Source organism: Staphylococcus sp. ACRSN, assembly GCF_022346615.1.
In the GTDB taxonomy this organism is placed as follows: Bacteria; Bacillota; Bacilli; order Staphylococcales; family Staphylococcaceae; genus Staphylococcus.
This window is the reverse complement of the sequence record NZ_JAKRNS010000002.1, coordinates 26,241-46,039: the sequence shown is the minus strand read 5'-3', so window position 1 is coordinate 46,039 and position 19,799 is coordinate 26,241. Positions and strand designations below refer to the sequence as shown.

The following is a 19,799-nucleotide window of genomic DNA, read 5'->3' as shown; positions in this document are numbered from 1 at the left end:
CAATGTTTCATATGAATTCAAATTTTCCTAAAGACTTTTTATGGGGTGGCGCTACTGCGGCTAACCAAATTGAAGGCGCTTATAATTTAGATGGTAAGGGTATGTCCACTGCTGATTTTATTGAATTTATACCTAAAGCACAACGTACTAAAGATAACGAAATGGAAATCACTTCCGACAAAATCAAACAAGTTCAGACTGCAAATTATCAAGGTCGCTTCCCAAAGCGTGACGGTATTGATTTTTATCATACTTATAAAGAAGATATCGCTTTATTTGCTGAAATGGGCTTTAAAGCATTTCGAATGTCAATACATTGGTCTCGTATCTTTCCTAACGGTTATGATACAGAACCTAATGAGGAAGGACTTGCTTTCTACGACAAAGTATTTGATACTTTATTATCACATAACATTGAGCCTGTGGTAACTTTAAGCCACTATGAAACGCCAATTGGATTAACTGAAAAATATAATGGTTGGGTCGATAGAGCTGTAGTTGACCACTTTGTAAGATATGCTGAAACCGTGTTTACACGATACAAAAACAAAGTGAAATATTGGATTTCATTTAACGAAATCAATATCATTAATATTTCACCTTATACTGGTGGTGGCATACTTTCAGACAAAGAAAAAGACCCCTTATCTGCATCTTACCAAGCACTACACCATCAATTTGTTGCCTCAGCATTAGCAACAAAAAAATTAAAAGCGATTATTCCTAATGCAAAAATGGGTTGTATGTTAGCAAGAATGAAGTACTATCCTAATACATGTAATCCTGAGGATGTATTAAAAGCACAACAAGATAATCAAGGTAATTTATTATATACAGATGTACAAGCGAATGGTGAGTATCCTAATTATTTCAACAAGTTTGTAGTGGAAAATAATTTATCTTTAGATATTTCTGATGCTGATTTAGCTATTATTAAACAATACCCAGTAGATTATATTTCATTTAGTTATTATATGTCACTATTATCATCTACTGAACCAGAGGGTAAAACAACTAATGGTAATTTAATGAACAGTCTAAAAAATCCTTATTTAGATGCTTCCGATTGGGGATGGCAGATTGATCCAGTTGGTCTCCGAATCGTACTGAACGAACTATGGGATAGATACCATAAGCCTTTATTTATTGTTGAAAATGGACTCGGCGCTATAGATGAAGTAGATGATAACCAAGTTCACGATCAATACCGTATAGACTATTTACAACGTCATATTACCGAAGCTAAAAAAGCAATTCAAGATGGCGTTGACTTAATCGGATATCTGGCATGGGGACCAATTGATTTAATTTCTATGTCTACAAGTGAAATGTCTAAGCGTTATGGATTTATTTATGTGGATCAAGATGATTATGGTAATGGTAGTAAGAAACGAATTAAAAAGGACTCTTTCGATTGGTATAAGCATATTATAGCAACTAATGGGGATACACTTTAAAGACTTATTGTACCTTTTATTAGTTATTGTAAAATTATAAAAAACAGACTTAGATATTAAGCATATCTAAGTCTGTTTTTTATTTTTTCACTACATTTATAATTTATAATCTTCTCTTTTAACTATTATTCTAACCACTCAATCACATCTGATTGAGATTGACGTATTTTTGCTTTAGGATCTGTCTCTCTATAGCCAAATGCAACCATAACTGAAGGAGCGAAATGTGTTTCGTCTAATATCCCTTCTTCTGCCAACAATTTTGTAACACCATCTAAATCAAATCCTTCAATTGGACATGAATCTATATTTAATAATGCCGCACTTGTCATCATGTTCCCTAATGCTATATAGGTTTGTTTACGCGCCCAATCCAATAACGTACGTTCGTTATCATTAATATGGAAACCAGTTTGGAAATTATCAAATTTTTCTTCTGTCGCTGGAATTGATTCTGGACTATATTGTTTAACTTCACGTAATAAATGTTGAACATAAGGTGATTTAGCAATCACGTTCTTTCTCGCCAATATTAAGACAAAATGACTTGCCGTATCTAATTGACCTTGTGCTCCCCAACTAATTTCTTTAAGTTTATTACGTAGGGTTTTATTTTGTATTACAACAAATTTCCAAGGTTCGAGCCCTAGTGAACTCGGAGAAAGCCTACCCGCTTCTAAAATTGTATTAAACTCTGAATCACTGATTGTTTTTGTTGCATCAAAACGCTTTGTTGCATGTCTAAAGTTGAATGCATTAATAATTGTATCTTGCATTTGAGTCATGATTACTGTGCCTACCTTTCGATTTGAATCATATTATAAATATAAGTATAAGCTACTTAGAAACTCGGATTAAAGTAATCTGTTTATACAATATCAATTAATACATTTATATAAATGCTATAACATACAACTTTTTATTTTTGCTTTAATACCTTTTCTTCGATCACTGTTAATACGCCTTGGTCATCGTTTGATGGTGCTACATGATTCGCAATTTCGAATAATGATTTATCATGACTATTCTTCATAACATAACTATGTTCGGCAAGTTGTAACATATCTAAATCGTTATTTGCATCGCCAAATGTCATTAGCTCTGCAGTTGATAACCCCCACTTTTTTAATAATCGTTCTAGCGCATAACCTTTTGTAATGCCTGGTATGATCAAATCGATACTATCATGTCCACTTGATACTAGCTTAACTTCACCTTCAAAATATTGTGTTAGCTCATCCTCTAAATTTGGATGTGTATCACGGTTAATATCTAAAGCAACTTTTACGTATTCATCATCAGGCAAATCTTGAAATGAATCTATCTCTTGTAATTGATGATAGTAGAATTTCACCACATTTTTAAATATTTCAGGTGTATCTTTCAATATATACGCACTGTTCAATCCACAAACAATTAAATTGGATATACCACGTTCAATATTTAAATAATCAATAATACGTTGATATAATGCACGATCGAATGATTGATAATCTAATAAATTTATACCATCATATATTACTGCACCATTTTCAGCTACAAATAGCATATCTCTTTCCCCAAAAATAGATTGTAACTTTGCATACTGATTACCACTTGCAGCAATAAACTTAATATTCTTCTCTTGAAGTTGTTTATAAATGTTTTCAAATCTTTCCTTATCGTACGTTTTTTTTGAGTCTAAAAATGTCCCATCCATATCAACCGCGATTACTTTTACCATGTGTGCTCCCCTCGAATCCTTTGTTATATATTTACTTTATTATATCTATTATTTACATCTAATCATAGCGAAGCGACGTATAAATTTCATAAAAAAAGACCCATGTTTTTAGCACATGGATCCTTATATAACATTTATTTATCTAGTGTTTTAATAAATTCTATATATTGTTTGGCATTTTCTTCTACTAAGCTTGGTGTGATGTTTAATGCACCATACAATTTGTGTATGCCTGCAAAATTTGCCTTTACAAATCTAGTCGTTGCAATCATCGGGCTCAATAACTCTTCAACAGAATATTTTACGTTACCATCTTTAGTATAAGATTCTGGTATTGAACCAATAGAAACTGCTATCGCAAAATCTTTATCAGCTAATGCATTTCCAGTTGAACCATATGCCCAACCATAAGTGAATACATCATCTAAATATTGTTTAAGTAACGGTGGACTGCTATACCAATATAACGGATATTGAAAGATGATACGATCATGTGCTTCTAGCAATTTTTGTTCTCTTTCGATATCAATCTTGCCATGTGGATATTCAGGATACAATTCATGAATTGTAACTAATTCCTCATGTTCAGATAGCATTTCTCTCCATTTTTTATTTACAGTAGAATTATTTATATCAGGATGGGCAATAATTACTAAGGTCGACATTGATAAATTCCTCACTTTCAATCATTTTATTATTAGCTATATCTTAACGATTACTTTTATAAAATGAAAATAATATGCCCTGTCTCAAATTATTCTTGTTCTACTTTAGACTTTGAGATATATGTTGTCTCTATATGCCTATCAAATATTGTAAGTCCCTGAACCTTTGATGTACCTGGAACAACAATGCTAATAAGGTAAGAAAAAATAAATGCAATCACAAATGATAAAATAGAAACAAAGAAAGGCGAATTTCCACCACCAATGCCATTAAATAAATAAGCGAAAATAATGCCGCAAATCAAACCGCATATAACGCCAAATGTGTTTGTTCTCTTGGTGAATATTCCCACAGCAAAAATACCTGCTAAAGGTACGCCGACTAATCCAGTTACGAGTAAAAATAAATCCCATAAACCATTTGAGTTTGAAACGATTAAATAGATTGACATACCATAACCAAATAATCCAGATATAATAATTATCCATCTTGCAAACAACACTTCTTGTTTTTCTCCGGACTTCCCAAAGAATCGATGTTTAATATCAACTGAAATACATGCCGATATCGAATTTAAACTTGAAGAAATTGTCGATTGTGCTGCCGCAAATATCGCAGCTATTAGTAAACCTGCTACAAAAGGAGGCATCTCTGTAAGAATAAAATATGGAACGACTGACGATGTATTAAATCCTTTTGGTAATGCTGCCTCATGACTATAAAATGAGTATAGCATTGTCCCCATACCATAGAATAGTGGTGCAGATACTAATGCTAAAATACCATTCATCCATAGTGATTGCTTAGTTTCTTTCATAGATTCTGATGCTTGATAACGTTGTACTACATCTTGGCTTGCTGTATATTGATGTAAATTATTAAATATGTTACCTAAAAAAATAATAGGTATCGACGCCGCTGCTGCATTTAATTTCCAATTATCAACACTAATGACCTTTTTATGTTCAACTGCATCAGAAATCAACGTACCAAATCCACCTTGTATATGTGTTACACCTAATATAATAATGGCTGCTGCCCCACCTAAAAGAATGACACCTTGTATAAAATCACTCCACACTACACCTTCGAATCCTCCTAAAAATGTATAAAGTATACACAATATGCCAACTAATGAAGCCACTAATATAGGGTTCATATCGGAAACAGATGTAATGGCCAAAGTTGGTAAATAAATGACGATGGCAACTCGACCCAAATGAAATAATACAAATAGTAGTGACCCCATAACCCGCACACTTGGACCAAAACGTGCCTCTAAATATTCATAAGCAGATGTAACTTTTAACTTTTTAAAAAATGGTACATAAAAATATATAAGTATCGGTATAATAGCAACAATTGCAATATTACCAGCGATATATGCCCAGTCTGTTAAAAATGCTTTCTCCGGCGTAGACATAAAAGTAATGGCACTGAGCGTTGTTGCATATATGGAGAACCCTATTGCCCAAGATGGTAATCGACCACTTGCTGTAAAGAAACTATCTGTATTTTGGCTGGCCCTTTTGGTAAAGTATGCCCCGACCAATAACATAACTATGAGATAAATGATAACTGCTACCCAATTCCAAAATCCAAATCCAACTTGTTGCATGCATGTCATCCCCTAACTAGAAATATCATTCTTATAAAGAATATGCTTTGATTAATTGGTCGAGTCTACTTCTGTTACTTTCTTTAAATGGTTTAAACGGTTTTTTAGGTAATCCGCTATCAATACCACGATATTTTAATATCTCTTTCAATGTGGGATAAATGCCCATGTCCAAAACATTTTCGATAATATCATTCGTATCATGTTGTATCTGATAAGCTTGCGCTACATCACCTTTTTGTACCAATTCAAATATTTGTCGCGCTCTTTTACCATTAATATTATAAGTAGAACCTATTGCACCATCTACACCTGAAATAGCTGCTTGTACTAACATTTCATCAAATCCAGAAAGAATTAATTTGTCAGGAAATGATTTACGTATACGCTCAAGTAAAAAGAAATTAGGTGCAGTATATTTAACCCCAATAATTCGCTCATGACTAAATAATGATTCAAATTGTTCAATTGAAATATTAACACCCGTCAAATCAGGTATCGCATAAATTATCAAATCGTTTTGTGTAGCTTCAATTAATTCAAAATAGTAATCCTTGATTTCCTCAAAAGAAAAAGGATAGTAAAAAGGTGTTACTGCTGAAATTGCATCATATCCAAGTTCTGTAGCGTATTTTCCTAATTCGATTGCCTCCTGTAAATCTAATGATCCAACTTGCGCAATCATTTTTGTATCATCACCTACAGTTTCCTTTGCTATCTTAAATACCTGTTTTTTTTGCTCAGTATTTAATAAAAAGTTTTCACCTGAACTCCCATTCACATACAAACCATCAAGATTTTCATTATCTATTGCATTTCGTACAATTTCTCTTAAACCTTCTACCTTAATCATTCCATTTTCATCAAATGGTACTAATAACGCTGCAAACAAGCCATTCAATTCTTTTTTCATATAACACTTAACCCCCAGTTTGTAATCACTTCTTTATATAGCAAGAAAATTCCATATCATCTTTAATCTACAAATGGAAAAAGTAGCTATTTACAACCCAAATTGTAAACGCTATCATAATGACTATCAATACTTTATTGAAAAATAAAATCATAATTATGTTGTTTGAATGAAAAATTTTTTCAAAAAGAAAAAACATTATATAGAAGAGGATGATGAAATGACAACTTATAAAATTGCAGTAGATATAGGAGGCACCTCAATCAAAGCTGCTGTCATAGACAATCAAACCATCATTGATTATATAAACATACCTACGCCAAACAATGTTGATGAGCTAATTATAGATTCTGTCTTTCAGCTTGTTGAGCAATTTCAATCTCAATTTGAACTAAGTACGCTCAATGTTGGTATCTCTACTGCAGGTGTAGTTGATGAAATTACAGGAGAAATTATTTATGCAGGGCCAACCATTGCTAACTATAAAGGCGTTAACTTTAAGCAAGTCTTAAAGCCATTAGATGCAAAAGTTCACATTTACAATGATGTGAATGCAGCATTATTAGGAGAACTGTCACTTAATAATTATCAATTTGAAAATATATTTTGTCTAACACTTGGTACGGGGATTGGAGGTGCATTTTATTCATCTAAAAATGATTTGTATAACGGTGAAAGATCTAGAGCAAATGAAATTGGTTATATGCTTTACAGACCTTTTGAAAATACAACTTATGAACAACGTGCTTCAACATCAGCACTCAAATCACAATTAGATAGACATCCTAAATTAAATAATATGGATGTACGTACATTATTTCAAAAAGCTGAATTTGGAAATCGTGCTGCAGAAAACTTGTTAAATAATTGGGGCTACTCAATTGCTGAAGGTATTGCTCAGATTCAAATACTATATGATCCGGGTCTCATACTTATTGGTGGTGGTATTTCTGCACAACAAGAACGTTTGTTACGCTATATCACACCTCATGTTGATAGTTATTTGCCACCAAATTATGGCTTTGCATCTATACAAACCATGAATGCTATGAATAATGCAGCACTATTTGGTGCTGTTTCAAAGTTTTAACTGCCTGCCATATTTTAAGTGCACATCATGTACTATGAGACAATATGAATGACATTATTATAGTTCATACTAAAAAATTAATTAATAAAAAAGTCTGATCTTAATTTATTACCTAACTAAGCAAGATATATTAATTATCCAATATAACTTGCTTAGTATTTTGATAAACTTGGTGCATATAGTCATCATCAAGTAATAAGTAACTAACAATATCAATTAAAAATAACGTCGCAATTTGAGTATTAATAAATCTAGTATCATTAATTCTCGACTGATCTGTCGTAATTAAAACAAGGTCCGCACATTCAGTGATTGAACTTCCTTCATAATTTGTAATCGCAACAACAAATGCACCACGATCCTGTGCGATTTTAGCAGCGGAAATTAACTCTTGTGTTTCTCCACTATTTGAAATAGCAACAAAAGTATCTGAACTCGTTAATAACGAAGCGACTATTTTCATTTGATGTGCATCTGTTGATACATTTCCTTTTAATCCTAATCGCATCATACGGTAATAAAATTCAGTAGACGACAAACCTGAACTACCTAAACCAGCGTAAATAATTTGTCTGCTTCTATTTATCTGATTGACGAAACTTTTAATCTTTTCATCAGAGATAAATTCACCCGTTTGTTGAATAATATCTTGATGGTATTTATGAATACGTTGAATTAACGGACTATTTTCAATATCTCTATCCGTCATCTCTTGTTGTAAATTAAATTTGAGATCTTGAAAATTCTCATAATCCAATTTATTGCTAAAACGCGTTATTGTTGCAGGTGATGTACCTATCGCGTATGCAAGTGAATTTATAGTAGAAAAAGTATCATTAAATTCATTTTTTTGAATATATGCAACAATTTGTTTATCTGTTTTCGTGAAATGTTGACGGTAACGTTGGACTCTATTTTCAAATTTCATAACTATTCCCCACCTATTCTCAATTTTCTTTAGTATAAATGAAAACATTTTTCATAACAATAAAATATATTGATTAATATTTTCTCGATGTTATATTTAATCTATTAGTAATATTCTTTTTAATTTTCAAAACTACTAAACGTTATGGAGTGTGTCGTTATGTTATTACCTCAAGGTTTAATTGTTTCATGTCAGGCATTGGAAGATGAGCCTTTACATTCATCTTACATTATGTCCAAGATGGCTTTAGCTGCTTATCAAGGTGGCGCTGTGGGGATTAGAGCAAATTCAAAAGAAGATATAATTGCAATTCAAAAGGAAGTTAATCTACCTATTATAGGTATCGTTAAAAGAAATTATAAAGGATCCAATGTCTTTATTACTGCTACTCGTAGGGAAGTTGATGAATTAATTGATAGTGGTTGTGAAGTTATTGCATTGGATGCAACAATGCAAACACGACCTAACGAATCACTAGAAGATTTAGTTCATTATATCCGTACTAAAGCACCAAATGTTGAAATTATGGCAGATATTTCAACGCTTGAAGAAGCGGTAAATGCTGATGTATTAGCATTTGATTATATTGGCACAACACTCCGTGGATATACAACATACACGAAAAACCATGTATTATATGAAGATAATTTTCAATTTCTTAAAGAAGTATTAGCACATGTTAATGCCAAAGTCATCGCAGAAGGCAACGTAATTACACCCGAAATGTTAAAAATTGTGAATCAATTAGGTGTACATTGTACAGTAGTTGGTAGTGCTATAACGAGACCAAAGGAAATCACTCAGCGCTTCGTAAAAGCATTAACAAATGATTAAAAAATGACCCGACCGTATATAAATTGTATCGTTTATATACGGTCGGGTCTTATTAACTTTATACAGCTTTTGCTACAAATATTTTACGCTTTTCCCATTGACCTGTTTCTTTATTGTAATCATCACAAGTAATTAAAGTCAGTTGATGTTGTTTAGATTTTTGTTCGTCTAGTACTTTTATATCAGTTGGCTTCACATCATAAACTTTAGTAATTTTATATTGATATTTAGCTTTTCCCACTTTAAAGTTCACGATACTCCCTTTATGCGCTTTAGGTAAATTTGAAAATTGATAAGTGTCTGATCCTTCAAATGTATGGCCAGCAATTGCAATGTTTTGATCACTCAACGATTCATCCGCTTCAACTAAACTAATGCCTCTGTCTAATTGCTTTGGTGTTGCAGGTCCTGGATATACTGGTGCTTTAATTTTTGCATCAGGTACTTCAATATAGCCAACCATCTTAGATTTATCCTTAGGAATTTCTCCATTAAAATTTTGCTCTTTATCATATTGTGTTATTTTATCTTGATTAGATTTTTCCGTTAAATAATTATCGATATGAGGTTTAGCCAAAAAGTAAATCGCAATTAAAATAAAAACAACACCTATTATCCTTAGCAACTTATTCATTACGTCTAACTCCTTTAAATATCAAACAATTTATATTTCAGAACTTAAGTATAGCACAACACATTTACTATTGGTTTCTTCTATTTTATAAATTTTATAGCACAATAATACGTACTTTCGCAATTTTTCCTTATAAAATATTGCGAAAGCATTATATTAAGTGTTAAATAGTATTAAATAACTTAATTCATGGAATACAATTTTAATCTTTCTTTGATTATAGAATATGAAATATGAATTTTACATTTTAAGTAGTTAATTAATGAAGTTAAAAATCTTTTCAATTAAGGTGGGATTTACTTATGATTCGTCATGCAAAGCAATCAGATTTACCTAATATTTTAGAAATATATAATGATGCTATCTTAAATACTACAGCTGTTTATACTTATAAACCGCAAACGTTAGAATCACGTGAAATTTGGTTTGAAAATAAAATCAAGCATAAAGAACCTGTCCTTGTTTTTGATGAGAACGGTGAAGCAATAGGATTCGCTACCTATGGTTCGTTTAGAGATTGGCCTGCATATCAATACTCAATTGAACATTCCATCTATGTTAATAAACATCATCGTGGAAAGGGAATCGCTTCAAAACTGCTTGCAGAAATCATACAAACTGCGCGTAATAATGGCTATAAAACTCTTGTCGCAGGTATCGATGCTACCAATGATTATAGTATTTACTTACATAAAAAATTTAAATTCAAGCACTCAGGTACAATTCAAAATGTAGGTTATAAATTCGATACATGGCTTGATTTAGCGTTTTACCAACTGGATTTAAATCCCATTGAAAAGACTCAAAAATAACTCTTATATAAAAGCCCTTAAGTAAATTTAAAATTCACTTAAGGGCTCTTTCATAAATTGTTTAATAATCCATTGTTTTCTCAAAGATAGATAACTGATAGACATTAAATAAATTAGAAACAACTATTTTAAAAATGATCTTATCCTCTCACCTTTTTGTATATCTTTAACGATAGATGTTACTTCCTTTAGAAACAAACTCTGCTGATTTTTGTTTCAGACCCTCTGTCTTTAAATCATTTTGCTTTCTTAAATCATGAGAAATACGCATCGAACAGAATTTCGGTCCACACATACTACAGAAATGTGCTACTTTTGCTGCTTCTGCTGGTAATGTTTCATCATGATATGAACGTGCTTTGTCAGGATCTAACGAAAGGTTAAACTGGTCATACCACCTGAACTCAAAGCGTGCTCTACTAATTTCATCATCTCTTTTTTGGGCGCCTTTAATCCCTTTTGCAAGATCAGCTGCATGCGCTGCTATTTTATAAGTGATTACACCTTCTCTAACGTCCTCTTTGTTAGGTAAACCCAAGTGTTCTTTTGGCGTCACGTAACATAACATTGCTGTACCGTGACTAGCAATTTGAGCTGCACCAATTGCCGATGTAATATGATCATAAGCAGGTGCGATATCCGTTGTCAGTGGACCTAATGTATAAAAAGGAGCTTCTTGACAATGAAAATCTGCTAAATCTTGATTTTCTTTAATCTTTTGCATAGGTACGTGACCTGGTCCCTCTATCATTACTTGAACATCGTGTTCCCAAGCAATAGCAGTAAGTTCACCCAGTGTTTTCAGTTCTAAAATCTGACTTTCATCATTAGCATCATATATTGATCCTGGTCGTAAGCCATCACCAAGTGATATAGAAATATCGTATTGACTCATAATTTCGCAAATTTCTTCAAAATGTGTATATAAAAAACTTTCTTCATGATGTGCTAAACACCATTGAGCCATAATAGAACCACCTCTTGAAACTATCCCTGTAAGCCTATCAACTGTTGTGGGTACATATCTCAACAATACGCCAGCATGAATTGTAAAATAATCTACGCCTTGTTCTGCTTGTTCAATCAATGTATCGCGGTAGATTTCCCATGTTAAATCTTTGGCCGAGCCATCTACCTTTTCTAATGCTTGATAAATTGGCACCGTTCCAACCGGTACTGGTGAATTTCTCAATAGATATTCTCTTGTTGCATGAATATTTTTTCCTGTAGATAAGTCCATAATTGTATCTGCACCCCAATGAATGCCCCATACTAATTTTTCTATTTCAGCTTCAATAGAAGAACTTACAGCTGAATTTCCGATATTAGCATTGATTTTCACTTGGAAATTTTTCCCAATAATCATTGGTTCTGATTCAGGGTGATTAACATTATTTGGAATAATTGCACGCCCCCGTGCAATTTCAGAGCGTACATATTCAGCAGATACACCTTCTCTTGTTGCAACAAATTTCATTTCTTTAGTGATTATACCTTGTCTTGCGTAATGCATTTGTGTTATATTTTTTCCTTGTTTACACTTTCTCGGATTATATATAAACGGTGTTTCCACAAACTTTTTGTGTTTATCATTTTTAAAACCATTATCCAATGAAACAATGCTTCGTCCTTCGTAAAGGAAAGTGTCTTCTCTATCTATAATCCATTGTTCTCTGACTTTAGGTATTCCTTTTTGTACGTCTACTTTATAGTTATCATCATGATATGGACCTGCCGTATCGTAAACAATCACTGGTTCATTTATCGTAGTGCCTTCATCAGTAACCGTAGGAGAAAGTTGTATTTCTCTAAATGGCACTTGGATATCCGGTTCTGCACCACTAATCCATAACCTTTTACTTGATGGAAATTGCTTTTTTAATTCTATTTTTTCTTGTTTCATAAAAAAAACTCCTTAGCATTTATTATTGCTAGGAGACCTGGTAAAAAATTACATATTTAGTGAAGTGAAATGACAGTACATACTTATCCTATTACTTAGTATAAATTTTGTACTGTGATTTTCTGCTTCCCTACGCTGGTACTAACCAGATCAGGTTCAAAGGGTTGAGACCATTGTCTCTTTCAGCTAACAAGCACCCCTAGCAATTTGATATTTAATTCTTATTTTAACTTAACACTAATAAAAAATAATTACAAATTTATTTAGAATTCAAAATGATATAATAACAAAGAAAAAGACTAGAATCTAAATTCAATTTAAATTCTAGTCCCTTATTTCAAAATTATATTAAGTAATTTGATTTTTATCATGCCATTTATAAATAATATAATCAGCTGCTATGATTAATAATAATATTAAAGTAAATGCCATTGTAACATCACCTAAAAAATGTGCCCCAATACGTAATCTACTAGCACACATTATGATAGTAAACATAAAACCAATTAAAAACATACGTTTTTGTGCAACGCGTGTATTAAAATAAAACGCCATAAACATTAGAAACGCTGCATCCGTTGTATGACCAGATGGAAAGGAACTATGCCCAGTATTACCATTCACAGTCAACCAATTCGTAAAATATGCACCGTGATGACCTATTTCATAAGGTCTAGCGCGCCCCCACATTTCTTTCAAACTATCAATTAATTCTAAACCTATTAACAGTACTAAAAAACTGACAAATGCAACTTTAAATAACCTCTCAAGTTCCAAAGCTGTTACCTGTTTAAGCCAAAATTGATATACACTAAATGCAATGATAATAAGTAAAATGAATGTGATTACATAGCTTGTACCTAATGATAATGTATTACTCGCATCACCTTCATTGCTCGCTACCCCCATTGGTTTATGTTTTTGAATATTATCTATAGTAGAAAAAATATATTTAAACGTTTCTGACACAAATAAATTTGTTTTAATAAGTGTATAGAGAAATGTCATTAATAAAATGATATACTGAGCTACTCGATTTTTAAAGTGTGTAAATACATAGAAATTCAATATAATCATTGAAATAATTAAAATGAGTGTTGGTGGAAAAAGCCCAAAATCTTGAAATACTGTTCCAAAAATTGAATTTTGATTCATAAAATGTTGGGATAATGGAAGATCAATAAATAATGCAAATAATAGAATGATTAATAATACCGGTATTGTAATTGCTGTAAATCTTTTTGAAATAACCATAGTTGCCTCCTGACAAACGTCTTTTTACAAAATAACTCTTTTTGTTATTTTATTATTCATGAATTTTATTCTATTTTAACCATACCCAATTAATACTATTTTATGTTTAAATAAAATTAAATTTACAATAAAAATTAATTCCCTTAAACCCATACCTTCGCATTTTATCAACACTGAAGTCATCAAAATTATTAAATGTGACATTATTGTTAGGTCACAACTTTGATTATTCATGTTACATTTAATTCTGTAGCGAATATAGTTTTTTTAATTTTAAAGTTCTCCTTATTTTTATATGCATATTTAGCCTCGCTAAATATAAAAAAAGCAGTAAATTCATGCCGACTTAAACATGAATTTAACTGCTTTTTATTTATTATTTAACTCTATCCACTTGTTCATTTCACTAACATTACTCACTGTTATAGTTGGAGTTGGGCCATTTACATCGAATTTTTTATTTGTTCGATTTACCCATGCAGTGTCAAAACCGAAGTTACTAGCACCAGTAATGTCCCAAGAATTGGAAGAAACAAATAATATATCTTCTCTATTCATATGATAATATTCTAAGACCAACGCATAACTTGCTGAACTCGGTTTATACTGCTTAATTTCATTCACACTAATCAGTGTATCAATATAATCGCTTAGTTCAGAATTATCAATAAGTGGCATTAACATATTGTCATTACCATTTGAAAGTATGCCTACATCAATATTTTTATCTCTTAAATCTGATAGTGATTTTGGAATCTCTTTATAGTAATTTAAATTGAAAAATGATTCAAACAAGCGGTTTATATCTTCTCTATTATATTGAATATCGTGTACATTCAATGTATGTCGCAATGCATCTTTTGTTAGTTCATCAAACGCAATATATCGCTGCATAACTTGCCTCATGAACATATGTCGTAATTGGGTTTTTCTCCAAAGCTTTGTGATTGAATTTGCTGTATCTGTATCAAACTCGATCATTTCATTTTTTAATGAATCCATATCAAATAAAGTTCCATACACATCAAAAATAATAGCCTTATACATACTTTCCCTCCTCTACAACTTACCATTTAAAAATTAAACTTACTTATTATTTTACACAATTAACACACATTCAAAACAATTTTAAATTAAAATTTTTACAGTTTTTGTAATCAAAGTTAATTTATTCACATAAAATATTATGTTTCAGATGTTCATCAATTTCTAATAATGATGTGAAAGAATGTAAATTTTATGTAAATTATGCAAACAATCGCTTTAAACTTTTATTAACTTGGCAATATATAAATAAGAGAGGAGGCTGGTTGTTATGAGAAAAATTTTCTTGGTAGATTTGTTTAACCTCTTCATCATTACGCTAGGATATATGGGATTAATCACACTCACTTTACTCGCATTTGATTTATTCGAAATTAAAACAACCGGTTCAGTATTTTTAGAAGGATTGAGTCAAATTACAGTTTTCAAAATTTATAGCAACACAATTTTCGATGGTTTATTCACTCTATTCTTAACAATTACAATCATTTTATTTCTTTATAAAGCTTTCGACCTATATCAAAAAGATAAATCATAAAATAGAACATTACGTTATTAATAAGTCATATATCCAGAGATTGTCAATTAGACAAATTTTCTAAAAGCATTTCCAACAAACATCATTTTATATAACAAAATAATTGTATATTGTATTACAACAATATTAGTTATATAATATTATCAGAGAATGTACTTGTGTGTTATGTATCTATCGGCTAATTAACTTGCCATCTATCATCATAGTTATATTCCATTCCCAGAATTAAACTTTATGCACCCATTTAAACAAAGTATATAATACTACATTCTCTACCAATCTTCGTTCGACACGAACGAAAAATAAGAGAACTAAAATCACTTTCAGGCAGTGTTTTTAGTTCTCTTTTTATTACATTTTTATTTCTTATATAATTATTTTATTACTATAAAGCATATAATTATTAATAATCATCCCTCAATTTTCAAGAAATTACTTTTAAAAATACATTTTATTAATTTACATTATCTCTTTAATAATTTTGTGTGATATGCATTTCTTTTTTCTATCACAGTTGTACAATGATTTTATTACTATTAGCAGATAGTTCCAATTTTTAACTAAGGTGATTTTTATGATTAGTACTTTAACTGTAAGAAATGCTTATTCAACTGAATTCTGTCGCTGCATAAATCAAATTATAGTTTTGCTTCCTTTAAATAAGCCTTGTAAAGTTAATTTAAATGGAATTATCATGACAGTAGAAAATGGATTAATTATTAATAATTCAGATTTATACCAAATGATAGATTTGGATGAAGTGGTAGAGTTATGTATTCCATTACCTATATTTTTCGAGCAAGATCATTTTTCTTCTCGTTCTTACTTTGATTTTGCTCAAATAAATAATGCTGATCAATTTAGAAATCTAGTATTAGAAATATTATATAATGAAGCATATTTAAATAATGATAAATTACACTACATTATAGATATCGCAGACTTTTTACTTAGAGAAGCCAAAGTAACATTACATACTGTTTATATTCCAACATTAAGAACAAAAAATGTATTAGCACAAAAGCTAATACGACATATCAATAATAATATCCAAGCACAAATAACAACACAAAGCGTCTCTACAATATTTTATATTTCACAATCTTATATTTCGATTTTATTTTCAAAAGTATTAAATATTAACTTTAAGTACTATGTGACATCATTAAAAATTGCTTTATCCTTGTTTGATTTAGTTCAGCATAACAAGCCCATACATGAAACAGCTGCAATTTATAATTTTCATAATGTAAGTACCTATTCGAGACATTTCAAACGCTTTATACATATGCCACCAAAAAAATTTATACAACATTATCGTAATAACAAAGGAACTCATCCAATAGAGTTCCATACTAGCATTGAATCCATATCTAACTATCTATCTAAACGTAAACAACATATCTCATTAAAGAACAACGTCATTTCCAACATTAAACTTAATGAATTACACTATAATCATTATTTTGAAGAAATGATTACCTTGATACATTTAAATAATTTATATGAGCTCATCAATTTTTCAGAAAGTTATTTCGAAGATTTAACATCTACTAATTTTTCAAAAGTAAATTTATATATCAAAAACGCGAATGTAAGCTACTTAAATAATTTAGAATTACAAAAATTACTTAATACCATTCAACGTTTAGTAAACAAAGATTTTAACATTACTTTCAGTATTTCAAATGACAGCATTTTTCAAAATATTGAACGCTCTGTCATCTCTCCTTTATCAAAAACATATAAAAAGGGAACGATATTTAAATTTTTAACTTTAGTCTTTAATACCGATGCTTGGGAAATCGACTCATTACGCTTAACAATTCAAGTTTTACAGTCTAATTATAAATACTTAAATTTAGGTATTATAATTGATGAAATTATAAACCAATTTCCGGATATATCAGAAATTGTCAATGTCATACAACAGCTTTCAATCGACTATTTTTATATGAATCTCGACTTAAATTCATTTAATCATTTAATACAAAATAAGTTCTTTACATCCTGTAGAGATTTAAGACAATCACTTATGCAATTTATAAGCTATCTTATACCAGAATCAAAAAAATTAATTCTAAATAATATTACTTATAGTAGTTTAATAAAGTATTTTAATAATAGTATTAGCGATAGTCATATACTATTAATGCGTTTGATCCTTGATTTAAACGGAAAAATTGCAGGTCTTGGATATCCACTTTATGCAACGGATGAAGATCAAGTGATGTTAATAGACCAACATCAAAATACAATGCCAATTGTCTACATATATAGTTTAATTCGACCATTTGTAAATAAATATACGTCTCTGATACCCAACGGTATTACAAGTAAGATTAACAGTGATTACCATTTATTATTAATTAATAAAAATAATACACTAACAAACGCTGCACCTTTAGTGATGTCAGTAAACAGTGATTTCACCTGTGATTATTTTATTTTTAATAGAATTTTAAATGCTGAACATGGCATTATAACGAATATGATTTCATCACATTTAAATCATACATTTATCGAACCAGATTTATTAAAACAGATTCAAAAATCAAACCAACCCTTAGCTACACTAGCACTGCATAAGTATAACGTACCATTATCCTTTTCATTAGAAACTTCGACTTTGCAATACATTATGTTGTCACCTAATAATCAAGATAAGTATTAATTGATGCCTATTAAACTATTCTTCTTACATTTTTTGTTTGTTACTGATTACATAAGGATAATCATAAAAAGATCAAACAAGTCTCTTTGTATCTACACCATAATTAATCATCACATTATATGTGAAACGGTTTGAGTAGGTACTGAAGACTGCTTGATCTTTTTAAATTTGATTAATTTATAAATGTAAGGAATCGTTTCTGATAAATTTTCAGTATTTCTAATTTTTTAAAATACTTTTCTGCTTACCAATCAAAATATCGAAATAATAAATTCTTATTATGCGAATGAGTTGTAAATTGATTAACTACACTTCCATGTTCAAATACAATCACTTCATCTGCACATGATGTAACAAACTCATAATCATGCGTGATCAATAATATCATATGACCTTGTTGCGCTAATTTATCCAATAGTTGACTCAATGTACGCATATTGGCACCATCTAACCCACTGGAAGGTTCATCAAATATTAATATTTTTCGATTAGATTCTAATGCGCTTGCTATTGCTAATCGTTGCATTTCACCACCCGACAGAGACAAGGGATGACGCTCTATATGTTCTGATATATCAAGTTCCTTTAATAACTGAAGTAAATGTACATCCGACAATGTAGGATTCGTTAAACGCAATTCTTCTTCAATATTTTCAGCAAATAATTGATTATTCACATCTTGAAATACTAAGTACGCCATGTTTAACAAATCATTTTGTTTATATTGTTTATCATCAATAAATATTTTACTTTTCATCTTAGACTCTAATCCAGCTATACAACGTGCAAAAGTTGATTTTCCAGCACCATTTTCACCAATTAAAGCAGTTATTTTTCCAAAACCTAATTTAACATGCTCTATATTTAAAGTTGCTTCTTTTTGTGTTTTATATTTAAATACTAATTTATTAATCTGCATTGTTGCTTTACTGTTATTTTTTAAACCTTTATATTTCAATTGTTCCACAGTAGCACTTCTTAATCCTAGCTTATGTATGATTTGTTGAGGTAGCGAAACAAATGCATTGTTCTGATATTGGTCTACGATACGCCCTTTCTCCATAATAATAAAACGATCTGCAAGGTCTAATAAATAATGTAAGCGGTGTTCCGCTATAACAATCGTTTTACCTTCATTTTTCCAAATCCTAAGCATTTTTTGTAATTTTTTTATAGTCGTTATATCTAAATTTGACGATGGTTCGTCTAAAATGATAATTGAATGACCTGTAATATCGACTGAAGTACACGCAATGATTTGCTTTTCTCCACCAGATAATTCTAATATAGAACGATTTAACAAATGTTTGATTTCAAATGTACTTACACTTTTCTTTAAATTATGTTGAATCACTTCTTTTTTCAATCCAAAATTTTCTGCCTCAAATACAAGTTCACTCGTAGTATTCAAACAAAAAAACTGACTTCTTGGATTTTGAAATACAGAGCCTAGTTTACTCGAAATATCATATAAAGATTGTTGAAAAATCGACTTACCATTGATGCTTAGTTCTCCAGATAGCGCTCCATGATATAAATTGGGAATAATACCATTTAATACCCTAATTAATGTTGTTTTGCCACTCCCAGAAGCACCTGTTATACAAACTATTTCGCCTTGATTAATTTTTAAATTAATCTCCTTGAGCTGACTTTCATATTTTGCTTGTTCATATTGAAAAGAAACATTTTTTATATCTATCATATACCT

General features: G+C 30.6%; 17 protein-coding genes and 1 riboswitch. Of the genes, 6 read left to right on the top strand and 11 right to left on the bottom strand.

Annotated elements, in window-relative coordinates; translation table 11 throughout:
* Window positions 1–2: 2 nt before the first annotated feature.
* Window positions 3–1,457, top strand: a complete 1,455-nt coding sequence (locus MHZ36_RS01955; RefSeq protein WP_275432125.1) for a glycoside hydrolase family 1 protein — start codon at window positions 3–5, stop codon at window positions 1,455–1,457.
* A 125-nt stretch (window positions 1,458–1,582) separates the two neighbouring features.
* Here MHZ36_RS01955 and MHZ36_RS01950 read toward each other — a convergent pair whose 3' ends face one another.
* From MHZ36_RS01950 to MHZ36_RS01930, 5 genes are all read right to left on the bottom strand, one after another.
* Window positions 1,583–2,242, bottom strand: coding sequence for an NAD(P)H-dependent oxidoreductase (locus MHZ36_RS01950; protein ID WP_239229266.1), 660 nt, complete (start codon window positions 2,240–2,242; stop codon window positions 1,583–1,585).
* A 134-nt stretch (window positions 2,243–2,376) separates the two neighbouring features.
* Window positions 2,377–3,180, bottom strand: a complete 804-nt coding sequence (locus MHZ36_RS01945; RefSeq protein WP_239229265.1) for a Cof-type HAD-IIB family hydrolase — start codon at window positions 3,178–3,180, stop codon at window positions 2,377–2,379.
* A gap of 134 nt (window positions 3,181–3,314) precedes the next feature.
* Window positions 3,315–3,845, bottom strand: coding sequence for an NAD(P)H-dependent oxidoreductase (locus MHZ36_RS01940; RefSeq protein ID WP_239229264.1), 531 nt, complete (start codon window positions 3,843–3,845; stop codon window positions 3,315–3,317).
* Window positions 3,846–3,934: 89 nt separating this feature from the next.
* Window positions 3,935–5,464, bottom strand: a complete 1,530-nt coding sequence (locus MHZ36_RS01935) for a sodium:solute symporter family protein (RefSeq protein WP_239229263.1) — start codon at window positions 5,462–5,464, stop codon at window positions 3,935–3,937.
* A 31-nt stretch (window positions 5,465–5,495) separates the two neighbouring features.
* Entirely contained in the window at window positions 5,496–6,377 is an 882-nt protein-coding gene (locus tag MHZ36_RS01930) for an N-acetylneuraminate lyase (RefSeq protein ID WP_239229262.1), read from the bottom strand.
* A 220-nt stretch (window positions 6,378–6,597) separates the two neighbouring features.
* On the opposite strand from MHZ36_RS01930, the gene MHZ36_RS01925 reads away from it, so the two are divergent.
* The gene (locus MHZ36_RS01925; RefSeq protein WP_239229261.1) at window positions 6,598–7,467 is read left to right on the top strand and encodes an ROK family protein; all 870 of its coding nucleotides are present in this window, start codon (window positions 6,598–6,600) and stop codon (window positions 7,465–7,467) included.
* Between the two features lie 130 nt (window positions 7,468–7,597).
* Here the strand turns inward: MHZ36_RS01925 and MHZ36_RS01920 are convergent, their stop codons facing one another.
* Window positions 7,598–8,395, bottom strand: coding sequence for a MurR/RpiR family transcriptional regulator (locus MHZ36_RS01920; RefSeq protein ID WP_239229259.1), 798 nt, complete (start codon window positions 8,393–8,395; stop codon window positions 7,598–7,600).
* Window positions 8,396–8,554: 159 nt separating this feature from the next.
* Here MHZ36_RS01920 and MHZ36_RS01915 point away from each other — a divergent pair, with 159 nt between their 5' ends.
* Window positions 8,555–9,229: an N-acetylmannosamine-6-phosphate 2-epimerase gene (locus MHZ36_RS01915; RefSeq protein WP_239229257.1), complete on the top strand. Its 675-nt coding sequence runs from the start codon at window positions 8,555–8,557 to the stop codon at window positions 9,227–9,229.
* Between the two features lie 58 nt (window positions 9,230–9,287).
* On the opposite strand, the gene srtA is transcribed toward MHZ36_RS01915, so the two are convergent.
* Window positions 9,288–9,863, bottom strand: coding sequence for a class A sortase SrtA (gene srtA / locus MHZ36_RS01910; protein WP_239229255.1), 576 nt, complete (start codon window positions 9,861–9,863; stop codon window positions 9,288–9,290).
* A gap of 302 nt (window positions 9,864–10,165) precedes the next feature.
* On the opposite strand from srtA, the gene MHZ36_RS01905 reads away from it, so the two are divergent.
* Window positions 10,166–10,675, top strand: a complete 510-nt coding sequence (locus MHZ36_RS01905; RefSeq protein ID WP_239229254.1) for a GNAT family N-acetyltransferase — start codon at window positions 10,166–10,168, stop codon at window positions 10,673–10,675.
* Between the two features lie 166 nt (window positions 10,676–10,841).
* Here the strand turns inward: MHZ36_RS01905 and thiC are convergent, their stop codons facing one another.
* The 3 genes from thiC to MHZ36_RS01890 all read right to left on the bottom strand — a co-directional run bounded on the left by thiC (window position 10,842) and on the right by MHZ36_RS01890 (window position 14,879).
* Window positions 10,842–12,578, bottom strand: coding sequence for a phosphomethylpyrimidine synthase ThiC (gene thiC / locus MHZ36_RS01900; protein WP_239229253.1), 1,737 nt, complete (start codon window positions 12,576–12,578; stop codon window positions 10,842–10,844).
* 110 nt (window positions 12,579–12,688) lie between these two features.
* Window positions 12,689–12,789: riboswitch (TPP riboswitch) on the bottom strand.
* A 137-nt stretch (window positions 12,790–12,926) separates the two neighbouring features.
* On the bottom strand, window positions 12,927–13,832 hold the full coding sequence (locus MHZ36_RS01895; protein WP_239229252.1) for a phosphatase PAP2 family protein: 906 nt from the start codon (window positions 13,830–13,832) through the stop codon (window positions 12,927–12,929).
* Window positions 13,833–14,201: 369 nt separating this feature from the next.
* Entirely contained in the window at window positions 14,202–14,879 is a 678-nt protein-coding gene (locus MHZ36_RS01890) for a haloacid dehalogenase type II (RefSeq protein ID WP_239229251.1), read from the bottom strand.
* Between the two features lie 268 nt (window positions 14,880–15,147).
* On the opposite strand from MHZ36_RS01890, the gene MHZ36_RS01885 reads away from it, so the two are divergent.
* Window positions 15,148–15,414, top strand: coding sequence for a hypothetical protein (locus MHZ36_RS01885; protein WP_239229250.1), 267 nt, complete (start codon window positions 15,148–15,150; stop codon window positions 15,412–15,414).
* Between the two features lie 574 nt (window positions 15,415–15,988).
* Window positions 15,989–18,088, top strand: coding sequence for a helix-turn-helix transcriptional regulator (locus tag MHZ36_RS01880; RefSeq protein ID WP_239229249.1), 2,100 nt, complete (start codon window positions 15,989–15,991; stop codon window positions 18,086–18,088).
* A gap of 244 nt (window positions 18,089–18,332) precedes the next feature.
* Here the strand turns inward: MHZ36_RS01880 and MHZ36_RS01875 are convergent, their stop codons facing one another.
* Window positions 18,333–19,793: an ABC transporter ATP-binding protein gene (locus tag MHZ36_RS01875; RefSeq protein WP_239229248.1), complete on the bottom strand. Its 1,461-nt coding sequence runs from the start codon at window positions 19,791–19,793 to the stop codon at window positions 18,333–18,335.
* Window positions 19,794–19,799 lie beyond the last annotated feature (6 nt).